This window comes from Streptosporangiales bacterium, from assembly GCA_009379955.1.
GTDB lineage: Bacteria > Actinomycetota > Actinomycetes > Streptosporangiales > WHST01 > WHST01.
In genome coordinates, this window is record WHST01000081.1 from 1 (window position 1) to 13,470 (window position 13,470).

At 68.8% G+C, this 13,470-nt stretch carries 12 protein-coding genes and 1 pseudogene; 8 read left to right on the top strand and 5 right to left on the bottom strand.

Annotated elements, in window-relative coordinates; all coding sequences use genetic code 11:
- Together GEV10_21535 and GEV10_21540 are read left to right on the top strand one after the other, a co-directional pair.
- Window positions 1-153 (top strand): DoxX family protein (locus GEV10_21535; GenBank protein ID MQA81032.1); only part of this gene is annotated, 153 nt, incomplete at its 5' end.
- Between the two features lie 134 nt (window positions 154-287).
- Window positions 288-866, top strand: coding sequence for a reductase (locus GEV10_21540; GenBank protein ID MQA81033.1), 579 nt, complete (start codon window positions 288-290; stop codon window positions 864-866).
- On the opposite strand, the gene GEV10_21545 is transcribed toward GEV10_21540, so the two are convergent.
- Entirely contained in the window at window positions 863-1,447 is a 585-nt protein-coding gene (locus GEV10_21545; protein ID MQA81034.1) for a GNAT family N-acetyltransferase, read from the bottom strand. The genes GEV10_21540 and GEV10_21545 overlap by 4 nt on opposite strands.
- Window positions 1,448-1,621: 174 nt before the next feature.
- Between GEV10_21545 and GEV10_21550 the strand changes: the two genes are divergently transcribed.
- Genes GEV10_21550 through GEV10_21570 form a run of 5 tightly spaced genes read left to right on the top strand, consistent with a single transcriptional unit; the run spans window position 1,622 to window position 5,902 of the window.
- A complete protein-coding gene (locus tag GEV10_21550; GenBank protein MQA81035.1) occupies window positions 1,622-2,662 on the top strand; it encodes an iron chelate uptake ABC transporter family permease subunit in 1,041 nt (346 codons plus the stop codon).
- A gap of 2 nt (window positions 2,663-2,664) precedes the next feature.
- The gene (locus GEV10_21555; GenBank protein MQA81036.1) at window positions 2,665-3,462 is read left to right on the top strand and encodes an ATP-binding cassette domain-containing protein; all 798 of its coding nucleotides are present in this window, start codon (window positions 2,665-2,667) and stop codon (window positions 3,460-3,462) included.
- Window positions 3,459-4,454 carry an ABC transporter substrate-binding protein gene (locus GEV10_21560; protein MQA81037.1) on the top strand — a complete coding sequence of 332 codons (996 nt, stop codon included), beginning with the start codon at window positions 3,459-3,461 and terminating at the stop codon, window positions 4,452-4,454. Before GEV10_21555 ends, GEV10_21560 begins: the two co-directional genes overlap by 4 nt.
- Window positions 4,455-4,478: 24 nt before the next feature.
- Window positions 4,479-5,297: a methyltransferase domain-containing protein gene (locus GEV10_21565; protein MQA81038.1), complete on the top strand. Its 819-nt coding sequence runs from the start codon at window positions 4,479-4,481 to the stop codon at window positions 5,295-5,297.
- A complete protein-coding gene (locus tag GEV10_21570) occupies window positions 5,078-5,902 on the top strand; it encodes a GNAT family N-acetyltransferase (GenBank protein ID MQA81039.1) in 825 nt (274 codons plus the stop codon). The genes GEV10_21565 and GEV10_21570 overlap by 220 nt, the downstream gene beginning before the upstream one ends.
- Here the strand turns inward: GEV10_21570 and GEV10_21575 are convergent.
- The 4 genes and pseudogenes from GEV10_21575 to GEV10_21590 all read right to left on the bottom strand — a co-directional run bounded on the left by GEV10_21575 (window position 5,864) and on the right by GEV10_21590 (window position 10,787).
- A complete protein-coding gene (locus tag GEV10_21575) occupies window positions 5,864-7,444 on the bottom strand; it encodes an ATP-binding cassette domain-containing protein (protein MQA81040.1) in 1,581 nt (526 codons plus the stop codon). The two genes, GEV10_21570 and GEV10_21575, sit on opposite strands and share 39 nt — an antisense overlap.
- Window positions 7,441-8,247, bottom strand: a complete 807-nt coding sequence (locus tag GEV10_21580; GenBank protein MQA81041.1) for an ABC transporter permease subunit — start codon at window positions 8,245-8,247, stop codon at window positions 7,441-7,443. Before GEV10_21580 ends, GEV10_21575 begins: the two co-directional genes overlap by 4 nt.
- A complete protein-coding gene (locus GEV10_21585; GenBank protein ID MQA81042.1) occupies window positions 8,244-9,128 on the bottom strand; it encodes an ABC transporter permease subunit in 885 nt (294 codons plus the stop codon). Before GEV10_21585 ends, GEV10_21580 begins: the two co-directional genes overlap by 4 nt.
- A gap of 59 nt (window positions 9,129-9,187) precedes the next feature.
- Window positions 9,188-10,787: pseudogene (locus GEV10_21590) on the bottom strand (peptide ABC transporter substrate-binding protein).
- Window positions 10,788-10,965: 178 nt separating this feature from the next.
- Here GEV10_21590 and GEV10_21595 point away from each other — a divergent pair.
- On the top strand, window positions 10,966-13,470 hold the full coding sequence (locus GEV10_21595; protein MQA81043.1) for a DUF3516 domain-containing protein: 2,505 nt from the start codon (window positions 10,966-10,968) through the stop codon (window positions 13,468-13,470).

The following is a 13,470-nucleotide window of genomic DNA, read 5'->3' on the forward strand; positions in this document are numbered from 1 at the left end:
ATCATGTCCCCACTCGTGCTGTTCTTCGGCGACATGTTCCCCGGCTACCCCACCCTCACCGGCCAGTACGTCATCAAAGACATCGTCCTGATCGGCGCCGGCCTCGTCATCGCCGCCAAGACACTCGGCGCCCGGTTCACCACCACCCGGTGAACCCGACGATCCCCGGTGCAGACGTCCTCCCCTCGGCACACCCGCCGAGGGGAGGACGTCCGCGTGCGTCGATAGCGGTTCGATAGGACGCGGTGACAGCATCGGGTGACCGGCGACACCGGAGGGACGGACGGATGGCTACGCGCAGGGTGATCGTCCAGGAGCTCGTCACCGTCGACGGGTTCGTGGCCGGCGACGACGGTGGGCTGGACTTCTTCGAGGGGGCATCGGACTACGCAGAGGTCGACGCCGACAACATCGCGATCCTCCGCGAGGTCGACACCATCCTGCTGGGCCGGACGACGTACGAGATGTTCGTCGAGTACTGGCCGTCCGCCGACGGCGAGGTGGTCGCGAGCGCGGTCAACTCCATCCCGAAGATCGTCTTCTCCGCCACGCTCGACAAGGCGCCGTGGGGCGCCTGGGAGCCGGCCCAGGTGCTCGAGGGCGACGCCGTCGACCACGTGCGCCGTCTCCGCGAGGAGCCCGGCGGCACCCTCATGGTGTGGGGCAGCATCACGCTCGCCAGGGCGCTGCTCGCCGCCGGTCTCGTCGACGAGCTCCAGCTCCGGGTGGTCCCGATCACCCTCGGCGGGGGCATGAGCCTGCTCGGCGCCGATGTCGGCCGTCACGACCTGACGCTCGTCGAGGCGAAGCCGTACCGCTCGGGCATCGCCTCGCTGCGTTACGGCTTCGCCGGCGCCGCCGGTTAGCCCCTGGCGGCGCGGTCGAGGCGGTACTCGACCTCGCCGTGCTCGGTGCCGGGGAGCGGGTCGGGCCACTCGACGTGCACGGTGCGCACGTACGACAGGCCGACCTTCTCCATCACCCGCCGCGAGCCGGTGTTGACGGACATCGTCGTGGCGACGACGGACCGCACCGCCGGATCGCCGAACGCCCACCGCACCACTGCCCGCGCGCCCTCGGTGGCGTACCCGTGCCCCCACGCGCCGCGCCGCAGGCGGTAGCCGAGAGAGACCACGGAGACGTCGTCGACGGAGTCCGGCCAGAACTCCATGGCGTCGTCCGTGGGCGTCACCGGATGCACGCCGAACCACCCGACGAACTCGCCCTCGCTCCTCGTCTCCCCGACCAGGAACCCGAGGTGGTCGTACGTCGCCTGGTACGCGAGGAACCGTGGCAGCACCGTCTCCTCGATCTCCGCGCGCGTCTTCGCCCCGCCGTCGATGTACCGCATGACGTCGGCGTCGCCGTCGAGGAGCAGCAGGTTGTCGACGTCGGACGGCGTGAACGGGCGCAGCGCGAGCCGTTCGGTGAGCAGCACGGGATCCATGGACGCAGGCTGGCGTACGGCACCGCGCCGCGCAACCGACGTCCTCCCCCTCAATCGTCGAGAACCCGGTCGTCTCCCCTTCGTCACCGTTCGCCGGTGCGCATAGCGTCGCGGCCGCTTCCACTGCTAACGTAATTGATAACGATTGTCGTTAATAACAGGGAGGCCACCTCGATGAGTCCACCGCGGGTCGTGACGGCCACCGCGGCGATCGTCCTGTCCGTGGTGCTCGCCGGATCAGTGCTCCTGGCGATCGGACTCGGTCCCGCGGTGATCTCTCCCCCGCAGACAGCGCACTATCTCTGGGCCGCCGTCAGCGGCGGCTCGATCGGGCCCGACGAGGTCACGACATACCAGATCGTCTGGCAGGTCCGCACGCCCCGGGTGTTGCTCGCCATGGTCGTCGGAGCGGGACTCAGTGCGATCGGCGTGGCGGTGCAGGCCATGGTCCGCAACGCACTCGCCGACCCCTTCGTCCTCGGCGTCTCGTCGGGCGCATCGGTGGGAGCGGTCACGGTGAGCGTGCTCGGGGCGTTCGCCGGGTTCGGGATCCACGCCGTGTCCGTGGGCGCGTTCCTCGGTGCGCTCGCCGCCTCGGCCCTGGTGTACCTGGCGTCGTCGGGACGATCAGGCGTCACCCCACTGCGCATGGTGCTCACGGGCGTGGTGATGTCGTTCGGCTTCCAGGCCGTCATGAGTGTCATCGTCTACTTCGCGCCCACGAGCGAGGCGACGAGCACCGTGCTCTTCTGGTCGATGGGCAGCTTCGGCGCGGCAGCCTGGGGCTCCCTTCCCGTCGTCGCGATCACCACCGGCGCCGGCATCGTCATACTGCGGGCGTTCGGCAGGTCCCTCGACGTCATGGCTCTCGGCGACGAGACCGCCGGGAGCCTCGGCATCGACGCGGCGCGGCTGCGCAGGCTGCTCTTCGTCCTCACCTCGATCGCGACCGGCGCCATGGTCGCCGTCAGCGGGGCGATCGGCTTCGTCGGCCTGGTGATGCCGCACCTCGTACGCCTGCTCGTCGGCGCCGGCCACGCCCGGGTACTCGTCGTCGCCCCGCTGGTGGGGGCGATCTTCATGGTCTGGGTCGACCTCGTGTCACGCACCCTCGTCGCCCCGCGCGAGCTCCCGCTCGGCGTCATCACCGCGCTCGTCGGCGTGCCCGTGTTCATCACGCTGATGCGCCGCCGACAGCATCTCGCGAGGCGCTGACCGTGGACCTGCGCTTCGACGACGTCTCTGTCTCGATCGACGGCAACGAGCTCGTACGCGACCTCTCCCTCGACGTCGGGGAGGGCACGGTCGCGGGCCTCATCGGTCCCAACGGGTCGGGCAAGTCCACCGCCCTGCGGTGTGTCTATCGCGCCCTCCGACCGACACACGGCACGGTCTGGCTCGCCGGCGGCGACCTCACGACCCTGTCGTTACGGCGCAGCGCCAAGGTCGTCGCCGCCCTGACCCAGGAGGCGGGCACCGACCTCGACTTCACCGTCGAGGAGATCGTCGCCCTCGGCCGCACACCACACCTGTTCGGCAACCAGGCCCTGAGCGAGCGGGAGCGGCACCTGTGCCGGCAAGCGATGGCCACTCTCGACATCGCGCACCTCGCTCACCGCGGCATCCTCACCCTGTCCGGCGGGGAACGCCAGCGGGTACTCATCGCACGCGCACTCGTCACCGAGCCGAAGGTGCTCGTGCTCGACGAGCCGACCAACCACCTCGACATCCGCCACCAGGTCGAGGTGCTCGCGCTGCTGCGACGATCCGGCCTCACCGTCCTGGTCGTCCTGCACGACCTCAACCTCGCCGCCGCGACCTGCGACCGGGTCGGCGTCCTCTCCCACGGCCGCCTCGTCGCGACGGGTACGCCGCGAGAGGTGCTCACGCCCGCGCTGGTCAGAGAGGTCTTCGGCGTCGAGACCACCGTGGTGTCGCATCCCCTGACCGGCGATCCGCAGCTCCTCTATTCCCTCAGCTCGTCCGCCACGCCGATGAAAGGCAGTCCCCCATGACCCAGCGCCCGTCCCACCGACTCACCGCGACACTCGTGACCGCGACGGCCGCGGCCTCGCTGCTCACCGGGTGCGGCGCCACGGTCGAGGACTCCGCGGGCTCGCGGACGACGGCCGTGCACCGCTGCGGCGAGCGCGTCGAGTACACGCCGCCACGACGCGCGGTCGCGTACGAGGGCGGCAGCGCGGACAAGCTGTTCGCCCTCGGCCTCACCGAGCACGTCCACGGCTACGTCATGCCGCCCGCCAACCCGCCGGTACGCGAGTCGCCGTGGGCGAGCGAGTACGCGAAGGTCGAGATGCTCAGTGACGATCTCCTCAACAAGGAACTCGTGGTGCAGGCGAAAGCCGACCTCGTGGTCGCCGGCTGGAACTCCGGCTTCAGCGACCAGCGCGGCATCACGCCTGAGGTCCTCGACAAGCTGGGGATCCAGAGCTTCATGCACGCGGAGTCGTGCTTCAACTACCCCGGGCACCCCGAGCGGGTCACGCCGTTCGAGGGCCTGTACACCGACCTCGAACGCCTCGGCAGGATCTTCGGCGTCGAGGACCGGGCGGCAGAGGTCGTCACCGATCTCCGAGCACGCGTCAAGACGGTACGGTCCCGGGCTCCGAAGGGAGACCCCGTGCCCGTGTTCCTCTACGACTCGGGCACGGACCAGCCGTTCACCGCCGGCGCGCAGGTACCGCCCGACGACATCATCAGGTTCGCCGGCGGCCGTAACATCTTCGCCGACGTCGACGCCCGCTGGACCCAGGTCGGCTGGGAGGCCGTCGTCCAGGCGAGTCCCGAGGTCATCATCGTCCTCGACTACGGCGACCAGCCGGCGGCGGAGAAGATCGCCTTTCTGAAGAAGTCACCGAAGACCCGCCACCTGCCGGCCGTCGTCAACGACCGCTTCTACGTGCTCGACTACAACGAGGGCATCAGCGGCCCCCGCAATGTCGACGGCCTGGAGGGCTTCGCCGAGTACCTGCGCGACCTGGACTGACGACCTGCCGAGAAAGGGACGAGGATGACCTTCGCCGAGGTGACCGAACCGTTCGACACAGGGCACCGAGAGTTCGGTGCGCTGTCCCCTCTGCTGTGGCAACCGCTCGGCAGCGCACTCGTCGAACGAGCCGGGCCCAGACCCGGGGAACGCGTGCTCGACGCCTGCTGCGGCGACGGCGCATCGGCCATCCCCGCAGCTCGAGCCGTCGGGGAGAGTGGACACGTCGACGCCGTCGACGGCGCAGCAGGACTGCTCGAGCTCGGTCGCACCAGGGCCACGGATCTGCCACAGCTCCGATTCGCCCGGGCCGACGTCACGGCGTGGCGGACAGAGCAGCGGTACGACCTCGTCCAGTGCGCCTACGGTGTCTTCTTCCTCCCGGACATGGACGCGTCCTGTCGGCGACTCATCGGCATGCTGACCGGTGGCGGACGGTTCGCCGTGTCCGCCTGGAGGTATCCCGCCATCAGAGAGTTCGCCACCTGCCTCATCGCCGCCGTGGAGGAGGAACAGGGCAAGCCGCTTCCCGCGCCGTCCAGCGTGCAACCCGCCGAACGCATCGACAACGAAGGCAAGCTCCACGACTGGCTGGCTTCGCTTGGCCTGGTCTCGGTGCAGACATGGACCGTGCCCTTCGAGTGCCCCCTCACCGATCCCGAGGTCGCGTGGATGATCGTGACCGGCACCGGATTCCGCGGCATGCTCGACAGGTTCGACGACGCCGGCGTCGAGCGGGTCCGGCAGGGACTGCTGCGGCGGATCGACGAACGCCGACTCCACACCCTCGACGCCACATCCGTGATCGGCGTGGGGACACGCCAGGAGAGGAGCGACAGGTGACGAACGGGACCAACGGCACACGAGGACGAGCCGACGCGACCCTACGCATCCACGCCCTCCGCGACCAGGAACGACGGTCTGCCGATCCGGCACTCGTCGCCCTCGTCCAGCTGATCCAGGAGCAACCGCCCTACAGCTACCGCGCCGACGAGGTCCCCCATGCGTCTACGTGGTTCACGGCCCTGCTGAGCAACAGCACGGTTGCCTACACCGCCTCGACGGACCGGCCCGTCGCCTACTGCGTCCTGATGCCCCTTCGCCGTCGCCCCGACGGGGAGAAGCTCGCCACACTCACCGGCGTGGACCTGGAGCGCACCTTGTACATCGCCGAACTCGGCGCCGATCCGTCGATCCGACGACGCGGCGTCGCCACGCGCCTGCTGTTGGCCGGACTCTCGAGCGCACCGCCCGATGTCGACACCTACCTCGTGCGCACCCTGGCGGACAACACCCCGGCCATCACCCTGTACCAGAACCTCGGATTCACACTCATCGACCGTACGCGGCAGACACATCGTGGTCGCTCGCGCGTCTTTCTGACCTGCGACCGGCCGGCGCACGGTTGGTCATCGTCGAATGGCGGCCCTGCGTCGAACGGACGATGACTCGACGAGTGCTCGGGTGAGCTCGTGAGCCGGACGCGCGAGTACCTGATCGGCGGGACCGTCCTCGATGATCCGACCGTCGTCCATCACGAGCATCCGATCGGCGATCTCGGTCACCACCGCAAGATCGTGGGTGACGAGGACGAGCGCGCGATTCAGATCTCGGTGGTGATCACGCAGTTGTCGTAGCAGCGCAGCCTGGGTGATCACGTCCAGGCCGGACGTGATCTCGTCGCAGATCAGGACACGCGGCTCGGCCAGCAGCGCTCTGGCGAGGGCGGCGCGTTGCAGTTCGCCGCCGGAGAGTGCGGTCGGACGCCGGTCGATCATCGCGGGAGAGAGTCCGAACCGTTCCAGCATGGTGCGCGCATCGCGCCGTGCCGTCGCCACCGGCGTGCCGAAGAGGCGGACGGCGGTCCGCGCGACCTGGTCGATGACCGCGGTGAACTCACTGAACGAGGCATGCGAGTCCTGGAAGACGTACTGGACTGCGGCGAGGTCCGCTCTGGACCTGTGTCGGAGGCCGGGTGCGAGTGGGCTGCCGTCGAGCAGCATCCTGCCCTCGAACGGCGTGTGCAAGCCGGCGATACACCGGGCAAGCGTCGTCTTCCCGCTGCCTGACCTTCCCACCAGCGCCACCCGCTCACCCGCAGAGATCCGAATCGATACGTCGTGCAGCGTGTGCCTGCTGGCGCGGGCGCGCCGGTGCCCGGCGGTCAGACCCTCCACCACGAGAAGATCACCACGGGTGGCGGTGAGCTCCCGTGCCGTCGCGGCCGCCTGGTGCGCGGTGGTCAACGCCCGCGTGTAGTCGTGCGCGGGGGTGTGCAGCACCTGGCTGGCCTTGCCCCGTTCGAGGAGCTCACCACCGCGCATCACGAGCACCTGGTCGGCGAGCAGCTCGACCAGGTCCAGGTCGTGGGTGAGCAGCAGGACGGCGATCCCTCGTTCACGCATCGCACGTAACTCGCCCGCGACCCGCTGACGCGTCAACGCGTCCTGACCGGTCGTCGGCTCGTCGGCGACGATCAGCTTGGCCTTGCCGATCAACGCCTGCGCGAGTACGACACGTTGCTGCTGACCACCGGAGAGCTGATGCGGGTATCGGTCGAGCAACTGCGCGGGATCTGCGATCTCCGCACGCCGCATGGCGTCGATCATCATGCGGCGCACGCCGGTGCGCCGCCTGCGCACCGGCGTACTGCCGATATGCAGGCGTGCGATCTCGGCGAGAACTCCGCCGACCTTGCGTGCCGGGTTCAGCGCCGTCGAAGGATGCTGTGGCACGTAGCCGACCAGTCCCGGTGGCGGTGGATGCTCCGCGTCCACCGGGTGGCCATCGACCAGCACACGCCCGGACACGCGAATGCCGGGGGCCACCTCACCGAGCAAGGCCAGCCCCGTGGTCGTCTTGCCGCTGCCGGACTCCCCGACCAGGGCGGTGACGCTACCGGCGTCCATCCGGAACGACACTCGATCCACGATGGGCTCATTGCCGTGAAGGGCGGAGAACTCGTCGACGAGAACCAGCTGCCGCGTCATCGCGCCGGCTCCCCGTGCCGGTCGCGGCGGGTCAGCGTCTGGTCGAACAACAGGTTGATCCCGACCACCAGTGCGATGATCAGACCTGCAGGGACGAGCACAGCCCACGGTTGTACGAACAGCCCGACGCGGTTCCGATCCACCATCGCTGCCCAGTCACTGGTCTGCGGTGACACCCCGACGCCAAGGAAGCTCGCCGAGGCGACGAGGTAGATGGCGCCCGTGAACCTCGTGCCGGCATCGGTGAGCACCGTGCGGATCATCGACCTGGTGACAAAGCCGATCGCGATCCGCCACCATCCCTCGCCCTGCAGGCGCATCGCCTCCACTGCGGGCCGTGCCGAGATCGACAGCGCCGAAGCGCGGCAGATCCGGATCACGTCGGGGAGGTTGATCAGCGCGACGACGGCGATGAGCAGCCACATGGTTCCCGGCGCCATCGAGGCGAGCAACAGCAGCATGAGCATGGACGGGATCGCCAGCGCGATGTCCAGGGGTCGCATGAGGAGCTCGTCGAGCATGCGGCGGCGAGTCATCCCTGCCAGCACACCGATCGGCACTGCGGCAAGGTACAGGCACACGGTTGCCGCGGCCGCCACCAGCACGACGGTACGACCGCCGAGCAGCACCTCGTTCAGCACGTCAGCTCCGGCGTAGTCGGTGCCGAGCAGGTGCCCGTTCCCCGTCGTGGACGCGGTGTCCTTGGACCCGCCGCGCGTGACGAGCAGAGGGCCGAAGACCGCTGCCAGCAACGGCACTCCGAGCAGCACCACGCCAGGGATGAGACGCCATGAACCTCTCATCGCGACGACTCCGCGGCCGGCACCAGCAGCCGGGCGGCGATGTCGGCGCCGAGATTGACCACCACCGTCGTCACCCCGAACAGGAGCGCCAGCCCTTGGATCACCGGGAGATCCCGATTGGCCACCGCTTCCACCAGCGTGGTTCCGAGTCCGGGTATGACGAAGATCGCCTCGACGACGATCACTCCGCCGATCAGCCAGTCGGTGGTGCGGGCCAGCTGCTGCGCGGCAGGCGCCGCGGCGTTGGGCAGGGCATGCGCGAGCTGAAGGCGCACACCGCCGATGCCGAGCCTGCGGGCATGCTGCACGTATCCCGACCGCAGCGCGTCCACCATGCCGGCGCTCACCAGCCTGCTCAGCGAGCAGACCGGGCGGATCAGCAGCACCAGCACCGGAAGTACCAGCACCGCGGGACTCTCGAGCAGGTTGCCGGTACCCACGGCAGTCGGCGGGAACAGACCCAGCTGCACCGCGAAGACCGCCACCACGACGATGCCGAGGGCGAACTCCGGAACCGAGTACAGGCCGAGCGTGACCGAGCTGATCACCCGATCGACCGCTCCACCTTCCCGGTTCGCAGCAACCACCCCGAGCAGCAGGGCAGCAGGGACCACCAGCAACAGCGTCGACGCCGCCAGCGTCACCGTCGGACCGAGCGCACCACCGACGATGTCGCTGACCTGCCGGGGACCCACCAACGACGTACCGAGGTCGAGGCGCACCGCGTCGGAGAACCAATCGCCCAGTCTGACGAGAACTGGCCGGTTCAACCCGAGCTCATGACGAAACTGCGCGATCAGCGCCGGATCCGGGGTGTCCCCGGCGAGCGTCACGGCCGCGTCGCCGGGCAGCGCCTCGGTCAGGAAGTAGATGGCGACCATCACCGCGAGCACCTGCCAGATGCCCAGCACCGCGCGGCGCAGGAGGTAGCCGGCCAGACTCACGCTCCCAGCCACACCTTGTCGAACCGCGCCCAGTTCAGCGTGTTCGCCGGCGCCTTCGAATCCACCCCACCCACGTTGGGCGCCGAGGCCACGATCCAGTCAGAGACACCCCAGATCAACAGACCGCCCTGCGCGTGGAGCTGCCGCTGCATCTGCAGGTAGAGCTCGGTACGCCGCGCTTCGTCCGGTGTCGACTGTGCTCTCCGGTAGAGCGCATCGAACTCGGGCCGCCGCCACCTGGTGAAGTTCGTCGTCGATCCGGTCAACAACCGCTGCGCGATATGAGACTCGATCGGCATGACCCCGGAACGGTAACCGGCGATGACACCATGATCGCGAATGTCGTTCCAGTACGTGTCCTTGTTGCCTTGCGCCACCTTGACCCGCACACCGGCCTCGAGGGCCTGGTCGGCGTAGCCGAGGGCGGCCTCCCGCAGGCCGGTGGCGACGTCAGACGTGTCGAGCGTGACCCTCAGGTTCTCCGCACCGACCTTCTTGAGCAGATACTTCGCTCGATCGATGTCCTGCGTCCGCTGAGGAATCGAGTCAGCGTAGTACTTGTAGCCCTTGCCGAAGAGGTCATTGGCGACCTCACCCGAGCCCTGCAGGACGGATCGCACCAGCTCCTGGCGGTCGGCGATGAGGAAGAACGCCTCCCGGACCTCCGGCTTGTCGAACGGCGGACGATCGACCTTCATCGCGAGAGCGTGCATGTTGCTGGCCGGGAGCCGGTAGATCCTTACGCGCCCGCCCTTCTCGTGCGTGCGCGCGGTAGTGAGTGTCAGCTCGTGCGCGTACTCGATCTGTTTACCGAGGAGTGCGTTGATCCGCGCCGACTCGTCGTTGCTGACCAGGATCTCGAGCTCGTCGAGATACGGCGCTCCATCCCAGTAGTCCGGATTGCGAGCCAGCAGGAGATTGCGTCCCGGAGCGAAGGACACGAACGTGAACGGACCGCTCCCGACCGGCCGATCCAGGTCGACGGTGCCGCCGGGCAGAATGTATGCCCCGAGCGTCGCCATGGCATTGGGAAACTCCGCGTACGGACGAGTCAGCACGAACTCGACGGTTCGGTCGTCGACCGCCCTGCTGGCCCCGAGATCGATCATCGACAGACTCGTCTTGGCACGCGCCTTGCTTCGTGGTGAGAGTATGCGCGCGTAGCTGTCGAGTACATCGGCTGCACGCACGGGTCGACCGTCGTGGAAGACCGCCTCGCGCCAAGGTGATCCGCCAGGTCTTCTGTTGGGCGTTCGATTCCCAACGCTCGGCCAACTGGGGCTGCGGAACCATATCCGCTCCGTACTCGGCCAGCTTGTCGAACATCGCCTTCGCTCGGGCCAGTTCCACGTAGAAGTTGCTCACCTGTGGGTCGAGTGTCTCTATGGCCCCGCTTCCATTGAACGCCGCACGCAACCGCCCACCGCGACGCGGCCTGTCGGCCCGATCGGGTCCCTCGTTGCTGCCACACGCAGCAAGGAACACGCCGAGGCCGGCACCCGTCGCCGCCGTCAAGAACCCACGGCGACTCAACGCGTCGAGGGCTGCACCACCACTTGCCACGTCGATCTTCTCCTTGCGAACGCACGACGCCATCGAGACGAGACCGGTCACGGCGCAGCAGATCCATGACAGACGGCGACTGCAGCACGGCGACCTCTGCAACGCTAACGATAACCGTTGTCAGCAACGTGTCAAAGCTACGACGCCCAAGTCACCGCATCGTCACCAGAGCGAGGCACGTCCATGGCTGCCAGGGCATGATGGGAGGGACATGACGACCATCGACCCGCTCCCCCGGCCCAGCACCGACGACCCGGACGCCCTGTTCGACGCCTTCACCCGGTGGGCGGAGAAGCAAGGGCTCAGCCTCTATCCCCACCAGGAGGAGGCGCTTATCGAGATCCTGTCGGGTGCGAACGTCATCCTCAGCACGCCGACGGGCTCGGGGAAGAGCCTCGTCGCCACCGGCGCACACCTCGCCGCGATGGCGTCGGGACGTCGCACGTACTACACCGCGCCGATCAAGGCCCTGGTGTCGGAGCGGTTCTTCGCCCTCTGCGACGTCTTCGGCGCGTCCGAGGTCGGCATGCTCACCGGCGACGCGAGCGTCAACCCCGGGGCCCCGGTCGTCTGCTGCACGGCCGAGATCCTGGCCAACATGGCGCTGCGCGGCGGCGACCGCGCCGACGTCGGCCAGGTGGTGATGGACGAGTTCCACTACTACACCGACCCCGACCGCGGCTGGGCGTGGCAGGTGCCACTGCTCGAGCTGCCGCAGGCGCAGTTCGTGCTGATGTCGGCGACCCTCGGCGACGTCAGCAGGTTCCGGGACGACCTGACGCATCGCACCGGGCGCCCGACCGCGGTGGTGACGTCGGCGGAGCGCCCGGTGCCGCTGACGTTCAGCTACGTCACGACGCCGCTGCACGAGACGATGGAGGAGCTGCTCACCACCCACCAGGCCCCGGTCTACATCGTCCACTTCACCCAGGCCGCCGCCCTCGAACGCGCACAGGCGCTGATGAGCGTCAACGTCTGCACCAGGGCAGAGAAGGACGCCATCGCGGAGAAGATCGGGGGCTTCCGCTTCGCCACCGGCTTCGGCAAGACCCTGTCGCGGCTCGTCAGGCACGGCATCGGCGTGCACCACGCCGGCATGCTGCCGAAGTACCGCCGCCTGGTCGAGACGCTCACCCAGGCCGGGTTGCTCAAGGTGATCTGCGGCACGGACACGCTCGGGGTCGGCATCAACGTGCCGATCAGGACCGTGTTGTTCACCGGCCTGTCCAAGTACGACGGAACGAAGACACGGCTGCTCCAGGCGCGCGAGTTCCACCAGATCGCCGGTCGTGCGGGGCGGGCCGGGTTCGACACAGTCGGCTCCGTCGTCGTGCAGGCGCCCGACCACGTGATCGACAACGCGAAGGCCCTGGCGAAGGCCGGCGACGACCCGAAGAAGCGGCGCAAGGTGGTCCGCAAGAGGCCGCCGGACGGCACGATCGGCTGGGGCGAGCCGACGTTCGAACGTCTCGTCGAGTCCGCGCCCGAGGCGCTCACGTCGCGCTTCACCGTGAGCCACTCGATGCTGCTCGGCGTGATCAGCCGTCCCGGCGACGCGTTCACGGCGATGCGCAAGCTGCTCACCGACAACCACGAGGAACGCCCCGCTCAGCTGCGCCACATCAGGCGGGCGATCGCCGTGTACCGCGCCCTGCTCGCCGCCGGTGTCGTGGAGCGGTTGCCCGAGCCGGACGCCGAGGGCCGCTCGCTGCGCCTCACCGTCGACCTGCAGCTCGATTTCGCGCTCAACCAGCCGCTGTCCCCGTTCGCGCTCGCCGCCGTCGAGCTGCTCGACCCCGAGTCGCCGACCTACGCCCTCGACGTGGTGTCGGTCGTGGAGGCGACCCTCGACGACCCCAGACAGGTGATCCGCGCCCAGCTGAACAAGGCACGCGGCGAGGCCGTCGCGGCGATGAAGGCCGAGGGCATCGAGTACGACGAGCGCATGGCCCTGCTCGACGAGGTCACCCACCCGCGTCCGCTCGCCGAGCTGCTCGACGCGGCGTACGAGATGTACCGGCAGGGCCACCCCTGGGTCGCCGACCACCTGCTGTCACCGAAGTCGGTCGTGCGCGACATGTACGAGCGCGCGATGACGTTCGTCGAGTACGTGAGCTTCTACGGGCTGACCAGGTCCGAGGGCCTGGTGCTGCGCTACCTCGCCGAGGCGTACAAGGCGCTGCGCCAGACCGTCCCCGCCGAGGCGCGCACGGAGGAGCTCACCGACCTCATCGAGTGGCTCGGCGAGCTCGTCCGCCAGGTCGACTCCAGCCTGGTCGACGAGTGGGAACGTCTGCAGAACCCGGACGAGGACGAGCGGCGCCCGGCGGCGAAGGGTCCGGCGCTGCTCACCGACAACGTCCGCGCGTTCCGGGTGCTCGTGCGCAACGCGCTGTTCCGGCGGGTCGAGCTCGCGGCCCTGCGTAGGTACGACCAGCTCGGCGAGCTCGACGCCGCGGCCGGCTGGAACGCCGACACGTGGGCCGACGCCCTCGAGCCGTACTTCGAGGAGCACGCCGACCTCGGCATCGGTCCCGACGCGCGCGGGCCGGCCCTGCTGATCGTCGACGAGCAGCCCGGACGCTGGGTCGTCCGGCAGATCTTCGACGACCCCGCCGGCGACCACGACTGGGGCATCAGCGCCGAGATCGACCTCGCGGCGTCGAACGAGCTCGGCACCGCCGACATGCGGGTGACCGACGTCGGCCGACTGTGA